The sequence below is a fragment of the Microcoleus sp. EPA2 genome, assembly GCA_020882975.1.
GTDB lineage: Bacteria > Cyanobacteriota > Cyanobacteriia > Cyanobacteriales > Microcoleaceae > Microcoleus.
In genome coordinates this window covers 1-26,759 of the sequence record JAHRFD010000048.1, presented here as the reverse complement: position 1 = coordinate 26,759, position 26,759 = coordinate 1, and the positions used below count along the sequence as shown (strand labels likewise).

General features: G+C 45.8%; 28 protein-coding genes and 1 pseudogene. 11 read left to right on the top strand and 18 right to left on the bottom strand.

Annotated features, from left to right (window positions below; all coding sequences use genetic code 11):
- From AAFP14_RS25140 to cysK, 6 genes and pseudogenes are all read left to right on the top strand, one after another.
- Positions 1-221: pseudogene (locus AAFP14_RS25140) on the top strand (photosystem II D2 protein (photosystem q(a) protein)); the annotation flags it as partial.
- A 936-nt stretch (positions 222-1,157) separates the two neighbouring features.
- Positions 1,158-1,439 carry a 4a-hydroxytetrahydrobiopterin dehydratase gene (locus tag AAFP14_RS25135; RefSeq protein ID WP_341734911.1) on the top strand — a complete coding sequence of 94 codons (282 nt, stop codon included), beginning with the start codon at positions 1,158-1,160 and terminating at the stop codon, positions 1,437-1,439.
- 159 nt (positions 1,440-1,598) lie between these two features.
- A complete protein-coding gene (locus tag AAFP14_RS25130; RefSeq protein WP_341734910.1) occupies positions 1,599-3,242 on the top strand; it encodes an HD domain-containing phosphohydrolase in 1,644 nt (547 codons plus the stop codon).
- Between the two features lie 301 nt (positions 3,243-3,543).
- Positions 3,544-5,712 (top strand): iron uptake porin, encoded by a 2,169-nt coding sequence (locus tag AAFP14_RS25125; protein ID WP_341734909.1) that lies wholly within the window; start codon positions 3,544-3,546, stop codon positions 5,710-5,712.
- A gap of 342 nt (positions 5,713-6,054) precedes the next feature.
- Positions 6,055-6,495: an RrF2 family transcriptional regulator gene (locus AAFP14_RS25120; RefSeq protein WP_341734908.1), complete on the top strand. Its 441-nt coding sequence runs from the start codon at positions 6,055-6,057 to the stop codon at positions 6,493-6,495.
- A gap of 257 nt (positions 6,496-6,752) precedes the next feature.
- Positions 6,753-7,715, top strand: coding sequence for a cysteine synthase A (gene cysK / locus AAFP14_RS25115; RefSeq protein ID WP_341734907.1), 963 nt, complete (start codon positions 6,753-6,755; stop codon positions 7,713-7,715).
- A 45-nt stretch (positions 7,716-7,760) separates the two neighbouring features.
- Here the strand turns inward: cysK and AAFP14_RS25110 are convergent, their stop codons facing one another.
- The 15 genes from AAFP14_RS25110 to AAFP14_RS25040 form a co-directional block, all read right to left on the bottom strand.
- Positions 7,761-7,988, bottom strand: coding sequence for a hypothetical protein (locus tag AAFP14_RS25110; RefSeq protein ID WP_341734906.1), 228 nt, complete (start codon positions 7,986-7,988; stop codon positions 7,761-7,763).
- A gap of 18 nt (positions 7,989-8,006) precedes the next feature.
- Positions 8,007-8,207 carry a hypothetical protein gene (locus AAFP14_RS25105; protein WP_341734905.1) on the bottom strand — a complete coding sequence of 67 codons (201 nt, stop codon included), beginning with the start codon at positions 8,205-8,207 and terminating at the stop codon, positions 8,007-8,009.
- Positions 8,208-8,351: 144 nt separating this feature from the next.
- The gene (locus tag AAFP14_RS25100; RefSeq protein WP_341734904.1) at positions 8,352-8,753 is read right to left on the bottom strand and encodes a hypothetical protein; all 402 of its coding nucleotides are present in this window, start codon (positions 8,751-8,753) and stop codon (positions 8,352-8,354) included.
- Complete coding sequence (locus tag AAFP14_RS25095; protein WP_341734903.1) at positions 8,750-9,052, bottom strand: hypothetical protein; 303 nt, start codon at positions 9,050-9,052, stop codon at positions 8,750-8,752. The genes AAFP14_RS25100 and AAFP14_RS25095 overlap by 4 nt, the downstream gene beginning before the upstream one ends.
- 119 nt (positions 9,053-9,171) lie before the next feature.
- A complete protein-coding gene (locus tag AAFP14_RS25090) occupies positions 9,172-9,534 on the bottom strand; it encodes a type II toxin-antitoxin system PemK/MazF family toxin (protein ID WP_341734902.1) in 363 nt (120 codons plus the stop codon).
- Positions 9,492-9,713 carry a hypothetical protein gene (locus AAFP14_RS25085; protein ID WP_293178664.1) on the bottom strand — a complete coding sequence of 74 codons (222 nt, stop codon included), beginning with the start codon at positions 9,711-9,713 and terminating at the stop codon, positions 9,492-9,494. The genes AAFP14_RS25090 and AAFP14_RS25085 overlap by 43 nt, the downstream gene beginning before the upstream one ends.
- A 435-nt stretch (positions 9,714-10,148) precedes the next feature.
- Entirely contained in the window at positions 10,149-10,394 is a 246-nt protein-coding gene (locus AAFP14_RS25080) for a hypothetical protein (RefSeq protein WP_341734901.1), read from the bottom strand.
- A 15-nt stretch (positions 10,395-10,409) separates the two neighbouring features.
- A complete protein-coding gene (locus tag AAFP14_RS25075; protein WP_341734900.1) occupies positions 10,410-10,835 on the bottom strand; it encodes a hypothetical protein in 426 nt (141 codons plus the stop codon).
- A 20-nt stretch (positions 10,836-10,855) separates the two neighbouring features.
- Positions 10,856-11,176 (bottom strand): hypothetical protein, encoded by a 321-nt coding sequence (locus AAFP14_RS25070; protein ID WP_341734899.1) that lies wholly within the window; start codon positions 11,174-11,176, stop codon positions 10,856-10,858.
- A gap of 117 nt (positions 11,177-11,293) precedes the next feature.
- Positions 11,294-11,539: a hypothetical protein gene (locus AAFP14_RS25065; RefSeq protein WP_341734898.1), complete on the bottom strand. Its 246-nt coding sequence runs from the start codon at positions 11,537-11,539 to the stop codon at positions 11,294-11,296.
- Complete coding sequence (locus AAFP14_RS25060; protein WP_341734897.1) at positions 11,536-11,904, bottom strand: GIY-YIG nuclease family protein; 369 nt, start codon at positions 11,902-11,904, stop codon at positions 11,536-11,538. Before AAFP14_RS25060 ends, AAFP14_RS25065 begins: the two co-directional genes overlap by 4 nt.
- Before the next feature lie 81 nt (positions 11,905-11,985).
- Positions 11,986-12,345 carry a DUF5615 family PIN-like protein gene (locus tag AAFP14_RS25055; RefSeq protein WP_341734896.1) on the bottom strand — a complete coding sequence of 120 codons (360 nt, stop codon included), beginning with the start codon at positions 12,343-12,345 and terminating at the stop codon, positions 11,986-11,988.
- Positions 12,329-12,580, bottom strand: a complete 252-nt coding sequence (locus AAFP14_RS25050) for a DUF433 domain-containing protein (protein ID WP_341734895.1) — start codon at positions 12,578-12,580, stop codon at positions 12,329-12,331. The genes AAFP14_RS25055 and AAFP14_RS25050 overlap by 17 nt, the downstream gene beginning before the upstream one ends.
- A gap of 313 nt (positions 12,581-12,893) precedes the next feature.
- On the bottom strand, positions 12,894-17,195 hold the full coding sequence (locus tag AAFP14_RS25045; RefSeq protein WP_341734894.1) for a S8 family serine peptidase: 4,302 nt from the start codon (positions 17,193-17,195) through the stop codon (positions 12,894-12,896).
- A gap of 423 nt (positions 17,196-17,618) precedes the next feature.
- Entirely contained in the window at positions 17,619-18,011 is a 393-nt protein-coding gene (locus tag AAFP14_RS25040; RefSeq protein WP_341734893.1) for a hypothetical protein, read from the bottom strand.
- Positions 18,012-18,619: 608 nt separating this feature from the next.
- Between AAFP14_RS25040 and chlP the strand changes: the two genes are divergently transcribed.
- On the top strand, positions 18,620-19,840 hold the full coding sequence (gene chlP, locus AAFP14_RS25035; protein WP_341734892.1) for a geranylgeranyl reductase: 1,221 nt from the start codon (positions 18,620-18,622) through the stop codon (positions 19,838-19,840).
- 219 nt (positions 19,841-20,059) lie between these two features.
- Here the strand turns inward: chlP and dpsA are convergent, their stop codons facing one another.
- On the bottom strand, positions 20,060-20,602 hold the full coding sequence (gene dpsA / locus AAFP14_RS25030; RefSeq protein WP_341734891.1) for a DNA starvation/stress protection protein DpsA: 543 nt from the start codon (positions 20,600-20,602) through the stop codon (positions 20,060-20,062).
- Between the two features lie 231 nt (positions 20,603-20,833).
- On the opposite strand from dpsA, the gene AAFP14_RS25025 reads away from it, so the two are divergent.
- The 3 genes from AAFP14_RS25025 to AAFP14_RS25015 are packed head-to-tail and all read left to right on the top strand — an operon-like array spanning position 20,834 to position 23,302.
- Positions 20,834-21,103: an Asr1405/Asl0597 family protein gene (locus tag AAFP14_RS25025; RefSeq protein ID WP_341734890.1), complete on the top strand. Its 270-nt coding sequence runs from the start codon at positions 20,834-20,836 to the stop codon at positions 21,101-21,103.
- A 56-nt stretch (positions 21,104-21,159) separates the two neighbouring features.
- Positions 21,160-21,789 (top strand): (2Fe-2S) ferredoxin domain-containing protein, encoded by a 630-nt coding sequence (locus tag AAFP14_RS25020; protein ID WP_341734889.1) that lies wholly within the window; start codon positions 21,160-21,162, stop codon positions 21,787-21,789.
- Positions 21,758-23,302 carry a hypothetical protein gene (locus AAFP14_RS25015; RefSeq protein ID WP_341734888.1) on the top strand — a complete coding sequence of 515 codons (1,545 nt, stop codon included), beginning with the start codon at positions 21,758-21,760 and terminating at the stop codon, positions 23,300-23,302. The genes AAFP14_RS25020 and AAFP14_RS25015 overlap by 32 nt, the downstream gene beginning before the upstream one ends.
- 56 nt (positions 23,303-23,358) lie before the next feature.
- Here the strand turns inward: AAFP14_RS25015 and AAFP14_RS25010 are convergent, their stop codons facing one another.
- The gene (locus tag AAFP14_RS25010) at positions 23,359-25,515 is read right to left on the bottom strand and encodes an FAD-dependent oxidoreductase (RefSeq protein WP_341734887.1); all 2,157 of its coding nucleotides are present in this window, start codon (positions 25,513-25,515) and stop codon (positions 23,359-23,361) included.
- Positions 25,516-25,695: 180 nt separating this feature from the next.
- On the opposite strand from AAFP14_RS25010, the gene AAFP14_RS25005 reads away from it, so the two are divergent.
- The gene (locus AAFP14_RS25005) at positions 25,696-25,929 is read left to right on the top strand and encodes a hypothetical protein (protein WP_341734886.1); all 234 of its coding nucleotides are present in this window, start codon (positions 25,696-25,698) and stop codon (positions 25,927-25,929) included.
- Between the two features lie 25 nt (positions 25,930-25,954).
- Here AAFP14_RS25005 and AAFP14_RS25000 read toward each other — a convergent pair.
- On the bottom strand, positions 25,955-26,759 hold an 805-nt coding region (locus AAFP14_RS25000), incomplete at its 5' end, for a M23 family metallopeptidase (protein WP_341734885.1).

The window sequence follows — 26,759 nt, the reverse complement described above, 5'->3', positions numbered from 1 at the left end:
GGATGAGCTCTTTGGGTATCGTTGGTTTAGCATTAAACCTGCGGGCCTATGACTTTGTATCCCAAGAATTGCGCGCAGCAGAAGATCCTGAGTTTGAAACGTTCTACACTAAGAATATTCTGTTGAACGAAGGTATTCGTGCTTGGATGGCTCCAACCGACCAACCACACGAAAATTTCATCTTCCCAGAAGAAGTTCTGCCTCGTGGTAATGCTCTGTAAGCATCGCGAAAGCTAGAAACAAATCAGCTATTTTAATAAGCTGCAAAAGCTCCTGTCTGCTGGCAGGAGCTTTTTGTGTGAGGTTGATTAACAGTAAGACTTTTTCTGACATTTGGTAACAATCACTTACATTTGCCTTCTTGTCTTGATGTCATGTAGAATGAATTTAGCCGCTCGGATTTAGGTGAAAAACCTTGGTAGTAAGCAACCTCTATCTAAATAAGTTGCCTCTGAGCGTATCAAAGCAAATAATCAAAGTGGCTAAATGCGGTCACGCGAAAACCAAGCTGAACGCTCATAGTACAAGTGCTTGTAGAGATTTCTACGGGCATTGGTTGATACGCCTTAGTTGAGAACTGATCTCAACTTATGTATTTGTTAGCAAACGTTAGCAAAAAAGTATCGGAAATTAAAGTACGATCGAAAATATTGCCCTTAGCTGCAAAATTTTTCACTGAATCGGTTCACTTCTGATTCCTTGTGTTATCGTATTAATTGTGCATACCGGAATGACACTCAGAACGCAGGTTCTTCTGGTATTGCTACCAATGGGTAGCACACAAATCCTCATACTTAATCTCAGATTAAGATGAGGTGCGTTCACATAGTAAGCAATTTAGCTAAACTTGGAGGTGATGCCCATGATAGAAAGTAGTAAACGCATGGGTCATCAGATTGGAAACTACCGGCTGTGCGCCGGGGCCGCTCACTAGCAGTCAGCCGTCGTTCCCCCCAGGAAGCGACTTCCATCGGGAACCAGGCTTAGTTAGGGAATCTCCCGGCAGTCAGGTTCTAATCTGAAGACCCGCTAGACCGCTCTCACCCCAAATAGTGTTAAAGTTTAAGTGTCACAACTTAGGCTTAAATACTACTGGTGAGAGCGGATAGCTTTTGGTAAAATTTTCGACAGGCGAGCAGCATCCCAAGGTAAAAAAAATGAATTCACTACTGAAAGATACTGAAATTCAAGCCCGCGCCAGTCAATTGTCAGGTTGGACAGTTGAAGGTGATAAACTCCGTTGTACCCGGAAATTTCAAGATTTTATAGCAGCGATCGATTTTGTGAATAAGTTAGTCGCACCCTCAGAAGCGGCAGCACATCATCCAGATATAGAAATCTCCTACAACAAAGTCACAGTTAACTTGACAACTCACGATGCAGGAGGCTTAACTGAGAAAGACTTTGCACTAGCTAAAGAGATTTCTTCACTAAAATAAAAGCTTTACCGCTCACCACAAAGGAGCTACAGCATCTAGCGATCGTCTCAAAAGCCGAAATTTTACCAATAAAACATCGACTCTGGGCTAGAATCAGAGGTGAGAAAGTCGAGATGCAAAAAGTCCCATGTATTCAAGGCTATTCGCCATCCTCCGACCATGATCGTATTTGAAAAGCCAGAGTTCTTGAACGAATCTGCTGAAAGAACTGAGCTGATAGAACAACTTTTGGATATTGGTGCAGCTCTTTCGAGTGCCCAAGATTTAGGGGGTTTATTAAACTTAATTTTATCCAAAAGTAGGGAAATTACCTACAGTGATGCGGGCAGCGTTTACTTAGTAGATCACAGTGACGAAACATCTAAATTGCTGTTCAAGGTAGCTCAAAACGCTTCTAAACCGAGACTGTCGTTTAAGGAGTTTGTGCTCCCATTAACAGACAAAAGCTTGGCGGGCTATGTAGCAATTACAGGTGAAAGTTTGAACCTGTCTGATGCCTATGACTTGCCGGCGGGCGTGCCCTATCAGCTAGATACCAGTTTTGACAGGGATATTAATTATCGTACTTGCTCTGTGATGGTATTGCCGATGCAAAACCGACAGGGGGAGACTATCGGTGTACTGCAACTGATCAACCGCAAAAGCAAAGCAGACACGGTGCTGACAGCCGAAAATGCCTGGGAATCGACTCAGCGTTATTCGGAGTGGGAAGAAAGGATAGTTCGATCGCTCGCTTCTCAAGCCGCCATCTCGATCGAGCGCAACCAACTACAAGAAAGCATAGAACACTTATTTGAGGGTTTCGTCAAGGCCTCGGTGCAAGTAATAGAAGCCAGAGACCCCTGTACCTACGGCCACTCTGAGCGAGTAGCAGCCCTGACAGTGCGCCTTTCAGAAGAAGTAAACAACAGTAGCTGCGGATGGCTGCGTCCTATTTACTTTAACCATCGCCAAATTCAAGAAATTCGCTACGCAGCCCTGCTGCACGACTTTGGCAAAATCGGAGTTCCAGAGGCAGTTTTAACCAAGCAGAAAAAGCTTTACCCGTCACAGCTAGAAATCATTCGCCACCGTTTTGCCTTAGCTCAGCGGACCATGGAAATGGAATGCGTGCAATCCAAGTATAAATACTTACTATCCCATTCAGCCTACCGCAAACATCCTAGTGAAGAATCAGGATGTCTTCAATGCCAAGAAATAGAACAGCTAGACACGAAGCTAGCAGAGGCAAAAGCTCGATTGGCAGAATACTGGGAAGTGTTGCTAGAAGCTAACGAGCCTCACATTCTCGCCGCCGAACCCCTAGCTCAACTGCGAGAACTTTCTCGACAAACTTACAGAGATATAGACGGTGAAATTAAACCTCTCCTAGACCAAGATGAAATCTTACAATTGATGGTGTCCAGGGGCAACCTGACAGTGGTAGAACGAGCAGCTATAGAGTCTCACGTAACTCACACCTATGAGTTTTTAAAACAAATTCCTTGGACAAAAGATTTAAAAAATGTTCCCGAAATTGCCTACGGACATCATGAAAAACTCGACGGTACGGGGTATCCCCTAGGTCTCAAACAGTCGGAAATTCCTATTCAAGCTCAACTGATGACGATCGCGGATATTTACGATGCCCTGACAGCCGGGGATCGCCCCTACAAGCGGGCGCTACGTACAGAAGCAGCCCTCAAAATTTTGCGACAAGAAGCTACTCACAACAAAATCAATAGCGATTTGTTGGAACTGTTCGAGCACCGACAAGTATTCAGCGTTCTCGGACACAATTTGGAGGTCGATCGCGCCGAATGACCCTAGACGATGGTGGCAAGGAGTGTTAAAAAGTAAGTATACTAGCTGTTGCTTGCTCAAAAGTCGATCTGATTTGAGATGTGAGATTTGAGATTGGAGATTGTACCCGTCCTGAGTCGGCGAAGGCATGAATCAGGCGCAAAAATACCAAATCGTTTTCGGTCATTCCGAAAAAATTTAACAGAAAAAATCAAAATTTTGGTCTCGTTTTAAAGTATGCTATGGGGGCAACTACTGACCACATAGAACACTAGACAAGATTCAAAGATTCTTTGTAATCGGTGTGAGGAGGAGAGTAAATATGTCGAAATTTTTGTGGAGTTATCTACTGATCAGTCCAGCAGTCTTAGGAGCTACCCTAGTAGTTTCTTCGAGCGCGATCGCAGCAGACGCTCAACCCGCTGCTGATGCAACTCAGGCTCAAACTGCAAAAACTGCCATCGCTGAAATCTCCGAAGCCAAGCTCAATGCTTTAGCCGCCGTTCCTCAAGGAACAGCAATTGAGACAATTGAAGCAATTTCCCAAGTTCCTGGCGACGAAATTCAGCCCGGAAAGCTAGCCACTGATGCTCAGGCTGCTACTGAAAAGGCGATCGCAGCCAACACAGCCACAGAAACCGCAAACCCCAAAGCAGCATCAGAACCGGTAAGCGCATCTTTAGCAGCAGTTGAACCAACAGTTGTTGAGCAACCAGCAACTTCGGCCATAGAAGCAGCTCAACCAGAACAAATCAGCGCCACTCAACCAAAAACAACCATTCCCTCAGTGGTAGAGTCGGCACAACCAAGTTTGCCAAAAGTGGCTGAAACTGTAGCTCAAACCGCAGCACCAGCAACTACTTCAAACCGCAGCGCTACACTAGAACAGCTCAGCCAGTACAGCACCGAAGGTGCAGCAGAGTCTGAAACTCAAGGTCAAGTTACATCAGTCTCTCAGCTTTCCGACGTGCGCCCCACAGACTGGGCATTCCAAGCACTCCAATCCCTAGTAGAGCGCTACGGCTGTATCGCCGGCTACCCTGACGGCACTTTCCGTGGCAACCGGGCAATGACCCGCTACGAATTTGCCGCTGGTTTAAACGCTTGCTTAGATAAAGTTAACGAACTAATCCGAGCAGGTACGACCAACTTAGCAACCAAACAAGACTTGGCAGCCCTCCAACGGCTCCAAGAAGAATTTGCAGCGGAACTCGCAACCCTGCGTGGCCGAGTAGATGCCTTGGAAGCTCGGACATCCGAACTCGAAGCCAACCAATTCTCCACCACTACCAAACTGACTGGGGAAGCAATATTCGCCCTCAGCGACGACTTTGGTGGTAGTGCAGGCTTTTTTGGCAGAGATCGCAGAAGAATCGGCAGCAACAACAACGAAGCTGTCTTCCAACAACGGGTACGTCTCAATTTAAACACGAGCTTCACTGGCAGAGACTTGTTGCTGACCAGGCTGCAAGTTGGCAACGGTCGAAACTTTAACTTTGGGGCTACCAGCGAAGGGACTCAAACTTGGAACATCGTTGGCAGAAACGACAACGTTTTTGCCCTCGACAGCTTGCTGTATAAGTTTCCCGTCGGCAATCGTCTGAATGTTACCCTCTCAGCCAACGCAGGCGTATGGGACGACATCATGCCCACTGTCAACCCATACTTTGAAGACTTTGACGGTGGTAACGGGTCCTTGAGTGCTTTCGGACAACGGAACCCGATTTATCGCCTCGGTGGCGGTGCTGGTATCGGCTTTGATTATGCCTTCGGTGGCAGGGGATTGCTCGGTGGCGTGTTCGGCCCGACTTCTCTTTCTTTCGGCTACTTGGCATCCAATGCAGCCAATCCTAGCAAAGGCGCAGGTTTGTTCAATGGCGACTACGCAGCCATGGGGCAGTTGACTTTTACCCCCGGACGCAATTTGCAAGTTGCTCTTAACTATAACCACGGTTACTTTAGCAGAGGTAACTTTGGGTTTGACAATGGTTTGAGCAATGGGCCGGGCAATCTCGGCGGTTTCACCGGCACCGGTGTGGCCAACTCCCTGAACGGTTTGAGTGATGGCTTTACAGGCTTCCGCAGTCGCAAAGTTGTCAGCAACTCCTACGGCGCTCAGGCTTCATTCCGACTCAGCCCCAGGTTTATCATTGGGGGCTGGGGTGGTTTAACTAATGCTCGCATTCTCGGTATCGGTGATGCGAAAATTTGGAACTACGCTGTCACTTTGGCTTTCCCAGATTTAGGGAAAGAAGGCAACTTGCTGGGCTTTGTGCTTGGTCGCGAGCCTTATTTGGATAAACTTGAGGCTGCATCTAGTTTGCGGAACTTCAGAAATGATACTTCGTGGCACCTTGAAGGCTTCTACAAGTACCAGCTTACAGATAATATTTCTGTAACTCCTGGGGTAGTTTGGATTACTAACCCTAATCAAGATAAGGGTAATGATGACATCATCATTGGTACTCTCAGAACTACTTTCACTTTCTAGGAACAGCTTCTAGAAGGCTGGATGGGTGATACTCTTTCGGCCTAGAGGTCTCAAAGTTTAAGTTAGCCCTGCCTGTGGCAGGGCTTCTTGTTGGGAGGAATCAGGAAGTCAATAAACTCTAGTGGAGAACCGGAGTATAATCAATAGTGGGAAGTTAGAATTTTGAGCTCAAAATCAATACTTGCGATCGCTTCTGATACCAAATCCTCTCTTCATCGTCCTGTATTAAACTCTCTCTTCTCGAACTTCGCGTACTTCGCGCCTTCGCGGTTAAATCATTCCGATACAACCGGAATTGATATGACTTCGGAGTTGCAAATTATGGTATTTTAAAGTGAAATTATGGTGGAACTATCCTGTAAAAGCGAATATGCGATCTTGGCTTTGCTGGAGTTGGCCGATTGCTATGAGGAAGGTGAACCACTGCAAATTCGCCAGATAGCGACTCAGCAAAATATCCCCGATCGATATTTAGAACAGTTACTCGCTACGATGAGACGCTGTGGTTTAATCCGCAGCCAGCGAGGCGCTAAGGGAGGTTATATTTTGGCAAGGGAACCCTGGAAAATTACACTCCTAGAAATTGTCAACTGCCTCGAAGGTTCGGATTTTGAGCGATCGGAAAAAGACTCCCCTGCTCAAACCGTAGAAAGTGCTGTAATTTGGGAAGTTTGGCAAGAAGCTCGCTCCATTGCTAACTCCGTTTTACAAAAATATACCCTACAAGACCTCTGCGAAAAACGCAATGGCAGACGACAGATCAATATCATGTACTACATCTAATTATTAATAGTTGATAAAAGTTAATAGTGATTAATAATTGACTTTTGTGAAGATTAGCAAAGTTATTTATATGCAATTTATTGACTCAAAATGTAGCAAATACAAACAAAATGTGCTACTGTACCTGAAGGTCTTAAGGATATTATATAAAATCCTATCTTCATCGGAATTATTAAACTCTCTCTTCTCTTCCTTCCCGTCCTTCGCGGTTAAATCATTCCGAAGAATTTACCATCAACCACAAACTGAGAAAGATTATGCGTATTGCTCGTGACATTACAGAATTGGTCGGCCGCACACCTTTGGTGCAACTCAACCGCATTCCCCAAGCCGAAGGGTGCTTAGCTCGGATTGTGGTCAAACTCGAAGGCATGAATCCTGCTGCCTCTGTCAAGGACCGTATTGGCGTGAATATGGTGAATGCAGCCGAAGCAGAAGGGCTGATTACTCCAGGGACAACGGTGTTAGTGGAACCGACTTCTGGCAATACTGGCATTGCTTTGGCCATGGTGGCGGCGGCTAAGGGTTATAAGTTGATTTTGACAATGCCTGATACGATGAGCACGGAACGTCGATCGATGTTACGAGCTTACGGGGCCCAATTAGAATTGACTCCAGGAATTGAAGGCATGAGTGGCTGCATCCGTCGCGCTCAAGAGATTGTGGACAGAACGCCCCATGCTTATATGTTGCAGCAGTTTAGGAATCCCGCTAACCCCCAGATTCATCGGGAAACCACAGCGGAGGAAATTTGGGAAGATACAGATGGCGAGGTGGATTTCTTGATTTCTGGGGTTGGCACAGGCGGTACGATTACAGGTATTTCGGAGGTGATTAAGCCCCGAAAACCTGGATTTAAGACGATCGCCGTTGAGCCGGCTAACAGTCAGGTACTTTCCGGTGGTAAGGCTGGACCTCACAAAATTCAAGGTATCGGTGCTGGTTTTGTGCCGCCGGTCTTGAATGTGGATACGATCGACGAGATCGTAGTTGTCAGCGATGACGAGGCGATCGCCTACGGGCGTCGCTTAGCCAGAGAAGAAGGACTGTTGTCTGGTATTTCTAGCGGTGCAGCCTTGTGTGCGGCCTTAAAAATTGGCAAGCGCCCTGAAAATGCAGGCAAATTGATCGTGATGATTCAGCCTAGCTTTGGCGAACGCTATCTGAGCACTCCTTTGTTTCAAGATCCAGAACTTAATCTGGCGGTGGCTGTCCACTAGAGCGATCGGGGCGATCGATCTTTTTTAACCGCAGATGGACGCACATTAACGCGGATGCAAGAAGGGCGATCGCTCTTGATGATTATAAAACGAGCGATCGCCCTTCTGAATTATTAGAAAGGGCGATCGATCTTTTTTGACCGCAGATGGACGCACATTAACGCGGATGCAAGAAGGGCGATCGCTCGTTGAATGAATTATGGGCTCGCCTTTTTGAATTTGACAGAGAAAGGGCGATCGATCTTTATTTCTTGAAAGTTCATAGTTTCTCAAAGCAACCGGGTTTCTAACCTACTCAATACTTTGAATTAATTTAATGTTATTCCTCAGCCATTCATTGACCAAAACTTGAACGTCAATATTTTTATGTTCAGCAATTTTAGTCACAAACTGCTCGACATCAGCTTCGAGATAAATCGGATAATGAAACGTAGCATCAGGATGGTAAAACTTGCCTTGTTCTGACGCAGAAAAATTATACTCAGATTTCATAATTTTCTCTCTTGATAAGATTGTGTTTCAGTAAAAGTAGCTTGACGAGCGGAAATAATCCGAATGATACAGGAGGAGCTATCAGTTTGTTCAAAAGTATGAACAACAAGCCTGACAATGCCTGTTTCATCTAATCCTTATGAATTAATTTTTAACTTCCTGAAAAATCTTATAATATTCGCAAATTATTTCAATAAAAATATCCCCTTCTAAGCGAAAATGACTCAAAGCAGATAAATCTAAATTAGCCGGGAAATTGAAAGGATAGGACAGGGAAGATAAAAAACTTTCAGCATTTTCTTCCAGCTTTCTGAGTTGGACTTCTCCCACCCAAAAACAGTAATTTTCATCATCGGAATTGATGGGGCGAGAAATCACTAGGTGAAGAATGCGATCGAATTCGATCGCAACATCTCCGACTTCGGGGCCAAAGGTGAAGTCTAAACGCAAGCCAAGATTTTGATGGCGGAGTGAAACCCCTACTAAATCGGCACTTTTTAAGTCTTCTAAAAAGGTTTTGAGGTTGAGTGCGATCGCGGTTGTCATAGAATCACTTTTTCTCCGGTATTATGTGTCTTAGCCCCTGGTTCAAATTTTATTTTAGTTTCATGTCGATTGTATCGACTACGGTAAGTTTTGCCATCCGTCGCGCGTATTTTTGGCCTTGTACGGACTATTTCACCATTTGGTCTAATATTAATTAGACTGCCATCTGGGTGTTCAAAGCTTTGATAGCCACCTTTTGTGCTGGTTTGAAATAGGAAGCCGTAAGTTTCCAGTATGGCGATCGCTGCTGATAAGGTTTCTACTGTTAAATCGGGAAGTTGTTGTGCGGCGGGATTCATTGGTTGTGAATGGGAAAGATTTTGGGCGATCGCCCTCCATGATTATAAAACGGCGATCGCCCTTCTGAATTGTTAGAAAGGGCGATCGATCTTTTATACTAATTGAAAAAGGGATCTCGCTATAATTCTAGATAGCGCTGCAAAATCTCTTGAGCTTGGGAAAATAACTCCGATTCCAATTGACCGACTTGTTGTACTAATCTCGTTTTGTCGAAAGTCATCGGATCGACACAGACTAGCAAACTATCTGCATCTAAACCATTTTGTGGGGATGCGGGTACTAAGATCGCAGCAGCAGAAATACGAGGATCGTGAGCACGAGCGGAGGTAAATGGCAAAACAGTCACTTTGCTGCGTCGCTCGTTGAAGAGAGTACCAGAAATTACCAACGCAGGCCGCGTTTTGCGTATTTCTGTTCCTACTGACGGATCGAATCTAGCTATCCAGATACTTCCCAGTCGGTAATCGCTTGAGCTTGCCATTCCTCGTCCCATCCTAAATCTAGTTCGTCAATTAGCTTGCAAGCTTCTGCTAAAGCTTGGTTTTCTTGTTGTTTTCGCCATTGTTTTAAGAGAGATTCTATCAAAGCACTGGGGTTGGGCGCTTTTTGATTGACGTATGTGAGTAATTCATCTGGCAAGCTGATAGAGATGTTGCTCATTGGCTAATCAGAATAGTATTTTGCGATCATTTTAGCAATTATTGGCTGAAATGACAATTTTTTGTTAGTTGAATGCAAAATAAGGGCGATCGCCCTTCTGGATTATTAGAAAGGGCGATCGCCTTTCTGAATTATCTTTAGAAAGGACGATCGCACCCTATTTCCTTCTTTACCAGGAATTGTGTCGAAGTCGTGGCTGAGGGGATTGCATCTATCGAAGGGGGTAAAGGCGAGATTACCCTTGAATTTGGCGGGCTTCTTGCTGGATGGGGTTGGTCATGGAAATTGGGAGATGGAAGCGGTTATTCCATCCTACAAGTAGAAGCGATCGCCCTTTTAACAAAAAACCGATCGCGAATTCATTCCAAATAGCGATCGCCTTTCTGGATTGTTAGAAATGGCGATCGCTCTTCCCCATTTTCCGAAAAATAGGGGTCATGCTGCTGACAATTGTAACCGACGCTCTACTCGTTCGTATTCATCTTCTAATAGCCAAAGTTTAGCTTCTTGATAATCTGAACTCGCAAATACAATCTGATAATTTTGAGCAGGATCGTAGACACAGCTATTACCTGAACTGTCACCGAGTAAAATTAGGACGTAAGGTGGTGATGCTGTCGGATCTACCCATAACTCTGTGAATTCCCAGTTATCGGCTAGGTTTAGTTCTGGGGATGACATAGTATTTATATCTTTTTATGAACTGAGTGCTAAGGGTTGTGTGACTAATTGTTCGATCGCGATCGATCGACAAACAGCTTCTATTTTGTTGTTTCCACCAATTTCAAATAACAGATGCAGCCACTCATTAGGAGAAAGGGATAGATTTTCTAACCAAGGAGAGGAAGTAACTTGCTCCCAGCCGACGATTGTGCCGAGGTTTGTAGGCTTTCGATTTAACTCATCGGGATTTGGGTTGAGTTGTACATCCAGTCGAATGCAGGTTTTGAGGATAATGTTTAAAAATTGGTCTGTGGTAGCAACTTGAGAAGTAGAATTAGTTGGAGTTAGTTGCCAATAGTAGTTGAGATTGAGGACATAATCATAGGGAAATTGCCACCCCATTGATAGCAATTCTGATTCGGTAAAATCGTATTGTTGCCAAATTTCTTCAAAGTTCATAATCTGACGAATAAATAGGTTTAAGGGAGCAGAATAAAGTGGGTGTCTCCACGACTTCCGGGTTTTCCTGATGCGTTTAGGGGTTGTTCTGCGGGTGCGCCGCCTCCTGGGCCATTGTAAACACGAGCATAGGATGAACCAGTAGGTTGAGTCATAATTCTGACACTGTATTGAGTGTTTGGGCTTGTCCAAATTGTACCCGCACCGCTTTTTGAGCCTCCTCTAGCTGGAGTGAATATCCAACCGGAAGCGGTAAGTTCTGCTTCGAGGGTGATTTTATCGATTCCACTGACAAGGAAATTGAGAACATCTGTGACTGTTAGGATGTTACCTGATGACATAGTTCAGGGAAGTTGGGTTTTGGATGGGGGTATATGAGCACTGGTAGAGCGATCGCCATTTTGATTATAAAACGGGCGATCGCCCTTTGCGAATAGTTCCAAAAGGGATCTCGCACCCTATTTCCTTTGGGGAGATTCTACCAGTTCTGATTCCTGAAGACGTTGCGATAATAGGCAATCTTCAAAGCTGAAAGCTTCAGAGTCTAGAAAACTAGCGATCGCCATTTCGATCGCAGCTTCGAGAGAGCATTCTAGTTGCGTAGCTTTTTCTATCAGCGCGACTTTCACATAGTCCGGCAAATGGGTCATCAGCGAATGAATAGCGGATGGTGGCAAGTGTTGGATGTTGAGGGTATGATTCATTGTTCTCTGGGAATTTTAACGTTGTAGGGAGGATTTGTAGCTTGAAGGATGAGGGTTTCTAATTCATATAATAACCCTGGTTTTTGCCATTGGTTGAGGGTAACAAAGGCGATCCTTACATCATCTGGATCGTAGCGCTCGAGCCAGCCCCAAAGGAAAGCTTTGTGACCACCTCGCAGTCGATCGCGAAGGTTCTTGGCTTTGCCGATGTAGAGCAATCCTTGAATGCGATGTCGAAAGGCGTATAAACCAACTTTAACAGGAATTGTGTCGAAGTCGCGGCTGAGGGGATGGCACCGATCGAAGGGGGTAAAGGCGAGAGTGTCGAGAATTTGGCGGGCTTCTTGCTGGATGGGGTTGGTCATGGAAATTGGGAGATGCAAGCGGTTATTCCATCCTACAAGTAGAAGCGATCGCCCTTCTGAATTGTTGGAAAGGGCGATCGATCAAGGATTAATGGAAACAACATCCCCAGCATCATTAATCCGAACTGCGGAACCTGCTGGCAGCGACGATATCATAGTGCTAACTTGTCTCATCAAAGGTACAAGATGGTCTGGTCTCGTACTGCTAGAATCTAACACCACAATTGTAATAACACGATTTGCTAAATTTTGTTGATAGGGAAGATTTTTATCGGCGGTGATAAAAACATCAAAAGGATGATTCTCACAACGCTCCAGAATTTCCCGGTCTTTTAGCCCTCTCCACCCCATATCATAAACATTGCTGATTGAATGACCCTCGTCTAAGAAAGGCTGCTTAAGTTTTTGACTCAAAAGATTTTCATCAAGCAGTATAAGCATTTGAAGGATTTTCTAGCGAGAGCATCATTTTAGTTAGATTTTCTAGCACTTTAATTGCTTGACTTTCTAGATAAGGAAAATCATTAATAAATTCTGCGAAACCGCTTTCACCTTCTAGGTAATCGAAAAAAGTCTTTAAGGGGACGCGAGTTCCAACAAATACGGGGACACCGCTCATAATTTCTGGATCGCGGTGAATAATCCCTTTTGTTTGCAATAATTCTTCTATTTTCACGGGCTTTACTCCTTTATATCAAAAGAAGTGGGCAAGTGTAGTTGTAACTGATGGATAATTATATCATAAATTTGAGAGAGGGCGATCGCCCTTCTGAATTATTAGAAAGGGCGATCGATCTTTTTTGACCGCAGATGGACGCAGATTAACGCGGATGTCAGAAGGGCGATCGCTCGTTTGATGAATTATGGGCGATCGCCCTTCTGAATTATTAGAAAGGGCGAGCGCTCTTTTTTGACCGCAGATGGACGCAGATTAACGCAGATGCAGGAAGGGCGATCGCTCGTGGGATGAATTATGGGCGATCGATCTTTTAGGAATACATTTCATTTTTGAACTGCCAATAAGCTTGTAAAGGACTCATGGTTCGATTCAAAACAGTCTTAATGGACTTGGCGTTATATACATTTGATGGATTGCCTACATTAGAAACGGTTAAATGTAAATGCCCCTGATTCGAGTTTATTCCTCCTAATTTTTGACCGACTTCAATATTTTCCCCCTCAGTAACGTTAGCATTGTCTAGATGGAAATACATCCAGAAGCGATTGGAATATTTCCATTGCTTAGAAGTTTCATCTTTCTTACCTTCCTGAATAATGACTAAATCTCCGAGAAGGCTACCCTTGTTTTCCACCTTGAAAACTTTTCCTGCTGTGGCTGAATGGGCTTTTAGCTGAGGCTCTTCTGGGCTATCAATATCAATTCCAGAATGAACCCATCCCGTTGAACCCTCAATCTTTATCTTATTGATATAATCTTGCTCGTAAGCATAACCAGCAGATACTGGATAAACTTTTTCCTTGAAAATAGCACTGGATAATTTACCGTAAATTTGGGTGACATCATTGTTTCTTGTGACATTTTTAAGATTGGGGTGTACTGTGTCGGCATTCCACTCACCATTTTTTTCAGGTGAAAATAGATCGATACTTCCGCTCTGTAAATCCCACCAATTGTCATCAAAATCACTGGGACGGAATCCACCAAATGTTTCGCCTTTACCTGAGACGGGAACCGCAGGCAAAGAATCCTTGTAGTTCTTGTCAATGGTTGAAAGTATATCGGGAAAGAAATCTCCTGCACCCGTGCGAATTGTATTACCTTTGCCAGAGATCGGCTGATTAGACGGAACAGATACAGATGGTAAACCGCTACCTTCTTTGTAAGCAGTTGCCTTAACACCATTCCAGGAAATGTAACCCTTCTCAAAGTATTGGATTAGCGTTCCATCACCCAACCCCTTTTCCGCACTCTTCGGAGCGCCCAACCAGCCATCCAAGCCACCTGTTTTCAAGAATTCCTGACGGATAGCACCATAAAGCGGGAAAGTTCCATTTTTACTACTAACAATTGAACCTTTGTCAAATAGTTGATAGCTGACACCACCAGAAGTGAGGACATCAGAAGTCGGATTGCCCAGCGTTCCTTTATAATTCTGGAAAACTGGATAGAAATTGCCACCAATGGTGCGTCCGTTGAGAAAAATTGAACTAGGTGGCAGCGTTGGGCTTGGATTGATTGGATTGGGATTGATTGGATTGGGATTGATTGGATTGGGATTAATTGGATTGGGATTAATTGGATTGGGATTGATTGGATTGGGATTAATTGGATTGGTGTTAGCTGGAGGCAGTAACGGAGGGTTTCCAGGTGGGTAGCCCTTCGTGTATGCACTCGGTACCCAGTAAGATTTGCCGTTTACATTTGTCCGAAACCACAAAGCATCTTGCTGCTTTGTAGTCAGATCCGGGACAGCTTCCCCGTAAGTCCAAGCATCGAAAGTGACGGTTTTTTGGTATCCCACAGCCACAGTGCTCTTATCGCTCAAACTAGGACTATTGCGGAGAGTCACACCATTAGTTGACCAAATAATCGAGGTGAAACTTCCTGTTTTTATGTCATAAGTTGCTCGTTCCCAAGGCGTGACTTTTCCTTCCAAACCCCAAGTTGTCGGACTCAAGAAAGGACTCGGCGTGTAACTTTGTGGCTTTGTTTCCTTCGCCACTTGCACAGCTTTATTCAAATTCACCACCCCAAAACCCGTTTCCTGATCCCATCCGGGCTCCTTCAAATCGATCGCACTTCCGGTCAAAATGTCAATCACTTGAGTCACACTCAAATCGGGATTACTCTCCCAAACCTTAGACGCCATCCCCGCAGCCTTAGCCGCCGATGCCGAAGTTCCCGACATCGTACCAATATCATCGCCAACAGTCGATAAAGTCGGATTTTCAATTGTTCCACCCGGCACTAAAATATCCAAACCATAGCCATAGCTGGAATAATCCGATCGCCCAAATCCATCAGACGAACCAACCGTGATAATATTCTCAAACTCCTGGGAAGATTGACCCAAAACCGACATCACACCGCCGTCGTTTCCTGCCGCCACAACTAACAGCACTCCATTCTGACGCGCATTTTCTAATGCTGCACGTTCTCGGTTGGTAAATTCGTAACGAGTGGTAATAGTTCCGTCAGCATTCTTTTGAGTTAAATCGAGGGGTAAAAGGGCGATCGCATTCTTCTGCTTTTGTGCCTTCGCTTCACTCACAAAATCAGTTAAAGCTAAATCCCATTCCCCCGAACCAATTGCCCGACTTAGATAAACATTCGCTCGATCATTGTAGCCGTCAATGCCTTTGTCGTTACCTTGAATCGCACTCACTAAACCCCAGCTAAATGTGCCGTGTTCGTTACCAGTGTCGGCAGTAAATAAGGGATTGCTATCTTTGTCAATGCGATCGCGCCCCAATGTCACTTTAGAATAATCCAGATCGGGATTATTCGTCGCAAACCCAGTATCGATGATGCCGATAAAAGGCGTCGGCTGAATAATTGGTTTCGACTCCATAGGCGGTTCAACTATAACCGAAGGTTGGGGTTCATCGACAGGTGGCGTTGTCGTAACAGACGGTGTTGTTGTAACAGGCGGAGTTACAGCCACCGGTGGTTTAATCACAGGTAGCGTTGGCGGTGTTACAGGTACTGGTGGGGTTGTTACGGGTGAAGTTGTCGCAACTGGCGGTTTTGTTTCCACAGTTGGCGTTACAGCTACGGGTGAAGTTGTCGCAACTGGCGGTTTTGTTTCCACAGTTGGCGTTACAGCTACGGGTGAAGTTGTCGCAACTGCTGGTTTTGTTTCCACAGTTGGCGTTACAGCTACGGGTGAAGTTGTCGCAACTGGCGGTTTTGTTTCCACAGTTGGCGTTACAGCTACGGGTGAAGTTGTCTCAACTGGCGGTTTTGTCTCCACAGTTGGCGTTACAGCTACGGTTGGTTTTGTCTCAACTGGCGGTTTTGTCTCCACAGTTGGCGTTACAGCTACGGTTGGTTTTGTCTCAACTGGCGGTTTTGTTTCCACAGTGGGCGTTACAGCTACCGTTGGTTTTGTTTCCACAGTTGGCGTTACAGCTACCGGTGGTTTTGTCTCAACTGGCGGTTTTGTTTCCACAGTTGGCGTTACAGCTACTGGTGGTTTTGTTTCCACAGTTGGTGTTACAGCTACCGATGGTTTTGTTTCAACCGCTGGTTTTGTTTCCACAGTTGGCGTTACAGTTACTGGTGGTTTTGTTTCCACAGTTGGCGTTACAGCTACCGATGGCTTTATGTCTGTCGGCAGTTTAGATTTGACATAATCGATCAATTTTTTGCCACCATCAAGCTTCGTCCAATCTTTCTTTGGATCGATAACTTTCTCTATTGCCGCTGCTTTTCCCGTCGCACCAGTCAAATTGAAAACCAAATCGTTGTAATCTTTATCAGAACCTTCATCAACCCGCTGATCTTCCATCGCAAATGCCTTACCATTGCCAGTGACATCTGCTACTTGACCCTCTAGCAAAGCATCATCTGGATTCAGGCTAGATAAGGAAAACAGTGGCCGTTTATCGGCATCAGCATCGGGATTATTAAAGACATCTTGCACAGTACCATTTGGCACTAGCATCACTGCAAAAGGCTCTCCCGGTTTCATCAGAAATTTTTTCGGCCCGCTGTACTGTCCTTGGTTATAATTCGCCTCTCCTAAACTGCCGTTAAATAGGGGATTTGCACCTTCTATGGAGTCAGAAATTACGACGTGACCGAATAAAGAATTGCTCAGAGCTCGTCTTGCTGATTCTTTGATTAATTCCTCAGAACCAGGATCGAAATTCTCCATTCCCTGCACGCTAAAAATCGCAACTTCACCTTGATAATTGCCGCCGTCGTGCAGCCAGTCAAAGCCCACTTGACCCGTTGAATCTGGTGTGAAATAACCGGAGATAACGCCTAAACCTGTCAGCGGGTCAACTTTGCCGTCTGGTGTTAAACTCACTTGATAATTTGTATCGCCAGAAGGTGCAGAGATTTTGAGTGCATAATTGGTTGCACCCAAATTATCGATGCTAAATGTTCCTGAATTTGTGTCGTTGGTTTCAATATCTTTGACGACTTTTCCCTGACTGTCTAGGAGTTGCATCCCGACAATGGAACTAAATCCTTGAGCAGTGACTCGAAAGTTGCCGGGATTGAGTCGATTAAAACGATAGGTGTCTGTGGGGTCAGTTTTACCGGCGAAGTCGATGGAGATATAGTTGTCGCCCAGATTGCCGATCGATATATTAGACATGATGCACCTCTATTAATCTGATAACTTTGGCCTGATATTGATGTATCTGGAGTGCGCCGGAGTTTTTATGCAGTTTTTATGCGTTGTGCAATATAACTTCACACAGGGTGTGGGTAACACTTGCTGAACTTTCCGCCGCTACTTATGTATCTGGAGTGCGTCGGAGTTTTTATGCAGCTTTTATGCGTTTTGCAATATAACTTCACATAAAGTATGAGTTCAACTCGCATCAACTTCCGCCGCTACTTATCTATCTGGAGTGCGCCGGAGTTTTGATGCAGTTTTTATGCGTTTTGTAATATTACTTCACAAAGAATATGCGATCGCTACCAATAATCTCAGCGGTTGAAACCGCGTCTACAAAAACAAAGTCCGCCTGCGCGGACTAAGAAATAAGTAATTTTGCCTAGTTGAGTAGAATTCCTACTTCGCCTTACCCTTCCCCGTCAAAAACTCCCGCAGCCGCAACAAACTAGCCGTTTGTCCCAAATTCAGCGGCAGCAGCGACACTCCCTCCAACCGAGACTGCACCCAACCTTCGCCCCAATACCACTCGTGAAATCCGTCAATTCCCTGACTCAATAACAGGCGCAGACAATTCGGCTCAGCAATATCAACATGGTGCTCAACGGCAACCGGGCCCAGCCAACTCGTAAATGTCAAACCTGTAGTAAATTCTTCCGGCAAACCTTTAGACAACTGTTGCGGCCACAGCCATTGCTGCAATTGACTGGGACGCAGTAAGCTGTCCCGAATCGCTGTTTCGGAAGCTTCGAGCTCGATCCGCAGGTTGCTTTGTTGAAAATTACCTAGCATAAGAAGAATTTTAGATATAAGTGCAATTAATTTAAATGTAACTGATTGCATTGGTTCTCAGTTGCACCATTCGTGTGAACTAGGGGCGGGTTTTACCAACCATCTCTAACTCTCACCAACAATTAAAATAAACCCGCCCCACCCCACTAAAAATCCCCAATTGACATTATTGGTGCAACATCTCAGCCGGGGCGGGTTTACGAGATTGTTAGTTTGAGGCGCTGATGGTTGGTAAAACCCGCCCCTACAATATTGGGCGGGTTTATGAGATTGTTAGTTTGAGACGCTGATGGTTGGTAAAACCAGCCCCTACGATATTGGGCGGGTTTACGAGATTGTTAGTTTGAGGCGCTGATGGTTGGTAAAACCCGCCCCTACGACTTTTTGACAATAGCTCGATCGCACATCAACGTCCATCCCTGTTCCAAATCACTGAAAAATTTAATAAGTTCCATGGAATTTACCGCCTCAAACCCCATTTTCGTATCGAACTGTTAAGCTCTGTTGCATTTCATTGAAATCTGCCCTGCTTCACCCCACCGCATCGAAACTCCGTGATACCATCACACATGAATAATGCCTATAGAAAAAAACTGGGGAGAAAAGCTTTGACACTAAGGGTTGCAGTAGTAGGTTCAGGCCCTGCGGGTTCTTCCGCCGCCGAAACACTCGTAAAAGCAGGCATCGAAACATACCTATTCGAGCGCAAATTAGACAACGCTAAACCCTGTGGTGGGGCAATTCCCCTGTGCATGGTCAGCGAATTTGACTTACCGCAAAGTATTATTGACCGCCAAGTCAGAAAAATGAAGATGATTTCCCCCTCTAACGTCGAGGTGGATATCAATATTGAAAACGCCCACGAATACATCGGTATGTGCCGCCGGGAAGTGCTCGATGGGTTCCTGCGCGATCGCGCCGCTTCCTTGGGTGCCAAACTAATTAACGGCACCGTTCATAAATTAGAGATTCCCGGCAACAATACAGATCCTTACACTCTCCACTATGCCGATCACTCCGACGGCAGTGCCATGGGAGTTCAGAAAACTCTGAAGGTGGATTTGGTGATTGGGGCTGACGGTGCCAACTCCCGCGTAGCCAAGGCGATCGACGCTGGTGATTACAATTATGCGATCGCCTTCCAAGAACGCATCCGCCTGCCGGAAGATAAAATGGCTTACTACCACGACTTAGCCGAAATGTACGTCGGCGATGACGTCTCTACCGACTTCTACGCTTGGGTGTTCCCCAAATACGACCACGTAGCCGTCGGTACCGGCACGATGAAAGTCAATCAAGCCAGTATCAAAAAGCTGCAAGCAGGTATCCGCGCCCGCGCTGCCAAAAGACTCATGGGCGGTGAGATTATTAAAGTGGAAGCTCACCCCATCCCCGAACATCCGCGTCCCCGCCGGGTTGTGGGCCGAGTTGCTCTCGTCGGCGATGCTGCGGGTTACGTTACCAAGTCTTCGGGCGAAGGTATCTATTTTGCTGCGAAGTCTGGCCGGATGTGCGCGGAAACGATCGTGGAAATTTCTCAGCAGGGCGCGCGGATTCCGACTGAACAGGAAATCAAGCTTTATCTGAAGCGGTGGGATAAGGCTTACGGGATTACTTACAAAGTGCTTGACATTTTGCAACGGGTGTTCTACCGTTCTGATGCTACTCGCGAAGCTTTTGTGGAAATGTGTGCCGATCGCGATGTGCAGAAGCTCACATTCGATAGCTACTTGTATAAGACCGTAGTGCCCGCAAATCCTTTCATCCAAATGAAGATTACTGCGAAGACTATCGGCAGTTTGTTGCGCGGCAATGCTTTAGCGCCTTAAGCAAGCTAAGGTACTTTGTATAAAAAAAGCGGGCAGTCACAAAACTGCTCGCTTTTTTTTAGTTCAGATTTAACGAACCGCGAAGGCGCGAAGGAAGAGAAGGAAGAAGAATTGTTATATCAATTCCGTTAGCATCGGAATTATTAATCTTTCTCTTCTCTTCCTTTGCGTCCTTTGCGCCTTCGCGGTTAAATCATTCCGATGCAACCGGAAACGATATTAGTTCAAGTTCAATTGGACTAAGGTATCGGGGGCGAGGAAGTGGGAAATGTGATAAGCTCGCTCTTCTGTTTTTAGCAGGATTTTTTCGTAGAGGTAGCGCGTAGCTCGATCGCCCAAACTTTCTGCTTGTCCTGCTTGACGGCGCAGCAAACTGATGATAGCTTGTTCTGCGACTAAATCGTGTTCCAGCATTTGGCGGCAGGAATACACGCCGTCGGCTTCCGGCTCGAAACAGCACAATTCGGCTAATTTGCTGAAGCTGGCTGCTGGTATGCCGCCCAATCCGTTCAAACGTTCGCCTAATTCGTGGACGCTATCTTGAGCTTCTCCGTAGCTTTCTTCAAAGAATTTGTGCAAGGAGTAAAATTCTGCCCCTTCCACCACAAAATGATGTTTTTGATATTGCAGGTATAGCGCCTGAAAACTCGCTAGCAGGGCGTTCATTCCTTCACAAATCGGTGCAGTGACGGAATGTTCTAACAAAATTGGGTTTTCAGCTATGTGACCAAACGGTCTCAATGCACTCTGAGTCTGGGCCATTAGTGTTCTCCTATCAATAGGCAACTTTATTGCCAATAGAGTCAGTCTAGCACTCTCAATTCATCAGTCAAGCGGGGTCTAGCACTACTTGAGCTCGATAGTGGCAGACTTTGCAGAATAGCAAAATTTTTTTCAAAACCTATTGAGAATTATTAGCATTTGAGTTATGCTCTACTAAGACGATCGTTCTGAATGCTTCCTGAAAATGGAATAGATCGAGAGCAAAAATTAATGCAAATCATTATTGTTCAAAAAATGAATCCAGCAGATCCAGAATTGGCAGTTTGTGAGATTGTCCAAGTTAGTTGGCTAGACAGGTGGCAAGTTTACAAACGCTTGCAAGAACTAGAAATCCCCTGCTGGTGTGGAATTGACCAACCTTTGCGCACCCAAATCAATACTGTTAAGCAAGCTGCTCAGCTCATGAGCGTATTGAGACAAGTGAGCGCTTCTAGAACCGAGTTGGTGCAGTGGCTGGAGTGCTGCTGGCAAATAAGCTAAAACCTGTCATTTTCTCAGAATTTTCACAACGAAATGTCAATAAAGGAGTCACTATCATGTATACGTCTTGCAAGCAAGTTTCAGAGTTTAGCTTAGAGGGAGAAATCCTGAGCCTGATTGTGGAAGATGGTTGTAAATTAAAGTATTTGCGAATTGGCAGCGATCGCGGCATAGAATACTTAGTCAAACTGTGTAAGGAATTGCGGGCATCTCTATCGTCGGTTTTGATACCTGGTTTGAGGGTTAAGGTGGCAGGCGAGAAACAGCTAAATTTGAAAAATGGCAAATTAAAACTCAAAGCCTACAGCCTGAAACTCTCTGGTAGTGACGCTCGAAGGCAGCCACCGCTAGACTTGGCCAGTGCACCTGTTGCCCTGGTGACATCGCCTCCCACCACAGCACCTCAAACAGCGGTAACTGCAACCAAGACCAAAACCAAAATATTAATATGTCAAAAATCTGACTGCCAGAAACGCGGCGGCGCAGCAGTATGTAAAGCTTTAGAAAATGCTCTCAATTCTCGCGGTTTGGAAGGGCAAGTTACTGTGGTGGGAACCGGATGTCTCAAGCAGTGCAAAGCCGGACCGAATATAGTTGTGATGCCAGACAAAACTCGCTACAGTCGCATCAAACCTGCGGAAATTCCAGCCATCCTTGATAAACATTTTGCAGTTGCTAAAGATTAGGGCGATCGGCCATGGGAACAGAGCCAAAGATAGAGAGGATGGGAAAGCGGAATTGACACAATCTGTTTCAAGAATACTGACTGCTGATTTCGGATTTCGGATGCCAGCTATTCGTCCCAGAGAATCTATTAAGGATAAACTAGATGTGAGACTCTGTGAATATTGGGATAAAGCCATGTCAGAAGCTGATCTTCGAGCCAATCAGCAACAGCCACATTCTGCTGTCCAATCCGATGCCGAACCCTTAGAGCTAAATTCTTTAGCTGTGTGGGGTTTAGAGCCGATCGACCCCAGTCCAAAAGCTCCTGGGGCTGTAGTTGTAGACACCCCAGAAGCAGACTGGGAAACAGTCGATTTTCCCAACGCCATCAGCGTAGATGCAATTCCCACAACATCTGAAGCGAAAAATTTGCCATCTCAGACAGAAGTTCCCTTGACGGACATACCTCCGATTTCCGATCATCTCAAAAATCTGCTGGCGAATAGCGAACATAAGGGCAAAGGATCGACTCCTGTAACCTTGATGCAAGCCCTGCATGAATGTAACCGCGATCTCTTAGGGCGAATCTCCCAGCTAGAAACAGCCCTCCAAGAGTCCCAAACAAAATTGCAGGAGCGTGAAGCCTTGCTCGAAAAGCAGAATGCCGAACTCCAAAACACTCAAGCACAATTGACCAGGCTGTTTGGTAAATTGGAAGTTTCTCATCAAACTTTGCAAAGTCAAGAAATTTTAGTCGAAAACTTAACTAAACAATTAGCAACTAGCGAAACTAGGCTAGCCACAGTGGAGCGAGAATCGGCTGCAACAGTGATGCGCTACAACGAACAACTTCACCAGCTAGTAACTACAGAAAATGTTTGCAAGGAATTGCGATCGCGCTTGCACCGTCAGCAGCGCCACACCCTCCAATTCAAAGCAGCTTTAGAAAAAAGTTTGGAGATGCCACACCCCAAGTCGATCGCCCCTACCGAGCCGGTGGAAAATACACAGGATACAGCTAGCGCCCAATTGGAATCCTTACTCGCCGCCGTCAAAAACCAAAACGTCCCGGTGCCACCAATATTTAACACTTCCCCTGTTCAACCTTGGTCCGATCCATGGGAAGCCCAGCCAGAGGTAGGAACTTCTGAAGCGCCCATCGGCCGGGAATCTACGGTAAGTCAGGAATCCAACACCTTAGCCTCCGCCTCCGGGATTGAGTTACACCAGAAGGAAAACTTCTCGCAACCAGATCCAGCAGCAGAGTCCAGCCCAAGCATTGTTGAGGCTCCACCTTCGGTTGCTCAACCGGAAACAGAAAATGGTACGACCAAATATAGCAGCCCCGAATTAGTCCGGGCTGCTAAAATTTTGAACTCTGTGGAAACCTTTGGCATTCAAGAAGTGCGATCGAGCGCAGCCCAACCTAGGGCTATGGGAGAGCCGCACTGGTTGACTTCGATTACCAGCCCGCGGAGCCCTGCTAAAAAGCGTCGATCGCTGGCTGACATTGAATTGCCCAATTTTCGATAGTCTAGCTAAAAACAGAGAATCCCTAGAGTCCCGACTGCTTGCAAAAGTTAGGACTCTCAGTGGCTTCTGGCTTCTTGCTTCCTCCCTCTTCCCATACCGTAGGTGAGATCGTAGCTAGTAGCCAACAGCCACAACCAAACAGCGGGATACCGTGGTTCCAGCCAAGGCTGTATCCTGCGGGCGAATTGGGGGAGCCATCCAAACAGCCAACTCGCCACAGCCAGCAAAGTGAAGCTGAAGTAGCTCCCCAGCCAACGCCAAATATCCCTGACACTGACAAAATCCAAAATCCACAGCAGCAGAGAAGGGTTTTTGCGAGCAGCTTTCAGGGCCAAACGATTGAAAGTTAACCAATCAGTCCGGTCTTTAATAAATGTTTCGGCTACGGTGAGTTCTTCTTCAGTTAAAATACCGAAAAAGGTATTGAGAATAGAATTAATTCTTTGGGGTGGCAAACTGCGACCGGTGGGAACCATCATCCCTTTAGAAAACAGCCAAGTCACTGACACATTGCTCTGATAAGCACGAATTTGATTTAAATGCTTGGCACTCAATAAATTGTGTTTTAAAGCTGTATCTAATAGGTCTGTTAAGCGGAAAAGATTGCGAACCAGAGAGCCGAAACCAGTGAAAACCAGGGGAGATTGCAGGGAAGCTGCATCACCGATCGAGATTAGTCGATCGAAGGCGACGGCGCGATCGCTACTGTTCGTACTAAAATGCCCAGGAATATAACCAAAAGTCGGTTTTTTCCACACCAATCGATCGAGATCGCAGCGACGATACTCAGGCAAAATTGTAAAAAAATCCTCGTACAATTCCAGCAAAGAACCGGGATTTTGTGGATTGACTTGGTGGTAGTGAAACAGATAAACAGTCAGTTCTCCTCCAGCACCGGGAAACAACTCCCAAATGAGCTGGCGGCCGCGGGAAATATCCCCGTGAGTGTAGAGCACATCCCCGTATTCGGAATCCCAAACTCCCTCGTCAAATCCTCCATCGATGGCTGCTCCCACCGTGGGACAAACACTGTCAAAAGCCCGTCCTTCGTTCAATTGCCAAGCTATGGGAGAAGCCGAACCCATCGCATCCACCAGTAGCCTTCCTCCAGCGGTGCGATCGGACTTTGTGGGCAAGTGGCAGCCCTGAACTACTACTTTTTCTCCTTCAACATCGGCTCTGATAAACTCAGTTTCGTCCCAGATTTCCCCGCCAGCTTCGGTCAATTTAACTCCTGCTAAATACAGCAATTTTTCGCCATCTAAAGCTACATTTAGTACCTTGGGAGTATGCAAAACTGGTGCTTGAGCAAAGGTCGGATTGTTAGCATCAAAAAACTTGTTATAGCCATCCTTATATTCTCTGGAAATCAAGGTTTCCACTTCCGCAGCAGTAAATAAACCCAAGTCAATTAAACTTTGAATTTCGTCCCGCGAAATATTCCACTCGCGATTCATCCGCCCAAAAGGCATTCGTTCCACCAACAGCACCCGATAGCCTAATCTAGCCATGACGGCTGCGTGAATCACTCCCAAAGCCCCGCCGATATAAATTAAGTCATAAACAGAAGACTCAGAATCCTGCGCAGGACTTGTCTCTTCTGCCTTCTCTCCTCTTTTTGCCTGGACCGAAGTTGAAGAGCCTTCTTCCTTCAAAAACACTACTTGTTTTGGCTGTTGAGGGTTGCGAGTGCCTTCCCGCCAGCGCTGCTCCCACCAGTAGACGCGCTGGAGGTCGTATTCGCCTTTGGGCATTTTTTGGAAGTATTTAACGGTGAGGGGGTAATAGGGGGCAAGAGCTTCAAAAATTGACTGTTTGGAGAGGTCTATGACCGGGGGTTCTGGGTAGAGTTCAGGAAACTTTTTCCTCAAGCCCAAATTCAGCGATTCCAGGAATTTTTTTTCCCCTGGGGGTGCATCTTCCAAACGAAACACTTTTAAATAAGTGGTGCGTTGAACTGACCAGACAAAGGTGGAAAGTTCTGTGGATTGATGATTTTGGCTGAGTGTTTTGGTGGTGGCAACGGTGGATTTTGGATTGGCAATTTGGGGGATGGAGTCTTTGGCCGCGGTGGCTGTTGGGGCCCAAAGCAGGCGAAAACCGTCAGGAGTAATCACTTTTTGTCCGATGCCGGGATCGAATTCCTGTTGCAACCAAGTGCATACGGCCGCCGTATCCGGTGTCGGGACTTCTAGATAAAGAATTTCTTGCATTTTCCGATCTCTATAAATTCATAAAGCTGGGGGAGTTGACAAGGGAGCAAAGTGCGCTATACTCCCGAATATTTAATTTGATTTTAAATAAGTTTACAGTGTTCTCAGATTTTTAGGTTTTCGATCGCTCTCGGTGTGCTCTCGGCATCGAATCAATTACTCCCTTCGGTATGCAATCTCATGAATTATCCCATTCCTACGAATCCTCAAGAAATGATTGCTTTGCGACAGCAGCCGCTGAATGAAGAATTAGTGGCAACGGCGATCGCGGGCGTGGTAAACATAGCTCGATCGCGCTCTCAGTCTCTCGATGAGTTAAAGGCTGAGGTGCTGGCGGACGACAATCTCCTCGATTTGTCTCAAAGGCTATGGCTGAGCGATATTGTGGCTCAAGCTTGGGAAAGTTTGCCTTAAATCACATAAATCCACCTAATTCAAGTTAACGCAATTCGACTTCTCGCTTCACTTGCGTCAAAACTCGATCGCCCCGCATTAAGCGATATTCACCCCGCCAAACTCCGCGAGTCAGAGGAGAAGTGGGACTGTTTCTTTTGCCGACAAAACCCAACCAAGTGCGACTGGGGGCTTTGATGTCGTTGGTGGTGTTGACAATGGTTTGGCCATTGGGAGCAAATAATTGATATTGTTCGCGATCGCCTTTTAGGACTCCATAACTATGCACCCAAAATAACAAAGCAGAGCTATTTAGAGGTAGTTTAGTTTCGGAAAATTGTCCTTGCCAAAGAGCGTTCTGGTCCGGTGGTTTGCCCGCAAAACCGGCGCGAATTAAACCTGTAGGAGTATAGTCCACAGGCCGATCCCAAATTGGATTTCTGGCAATATTGCAGCCCAATTTAGCATCGGGGCCCACAAACGGATCTACAGCTTTACCTTGATAGCGAAAAGTGATGTGTACGTGGGGAAAAGACGCCATCCCAGAGTTCCCCACCATCCCCAGCACAGTGCCTTTGGCAACTTGCGCCCCTGGTTTGACGGCCACACTACCTTGGCGGAGATGGCAATATTGGGCTTCCCAACCGCCACCGTGATCGATTACCATGCCGTTGCCACATTCACTACCTGCAACGTTGGCTTTGTCTGTATCGTTCTCTAAACGTTTATCAAAAAATTGGGTTGAAAACCCCGTCCTTAAGGACGGCTTTAATTCTTTGGTAGATTTTACCGAGCCTGTTAGAATGGAATAGTAAAACAAAGGACAAAGAATGAAAGCAAGATTCCAATAC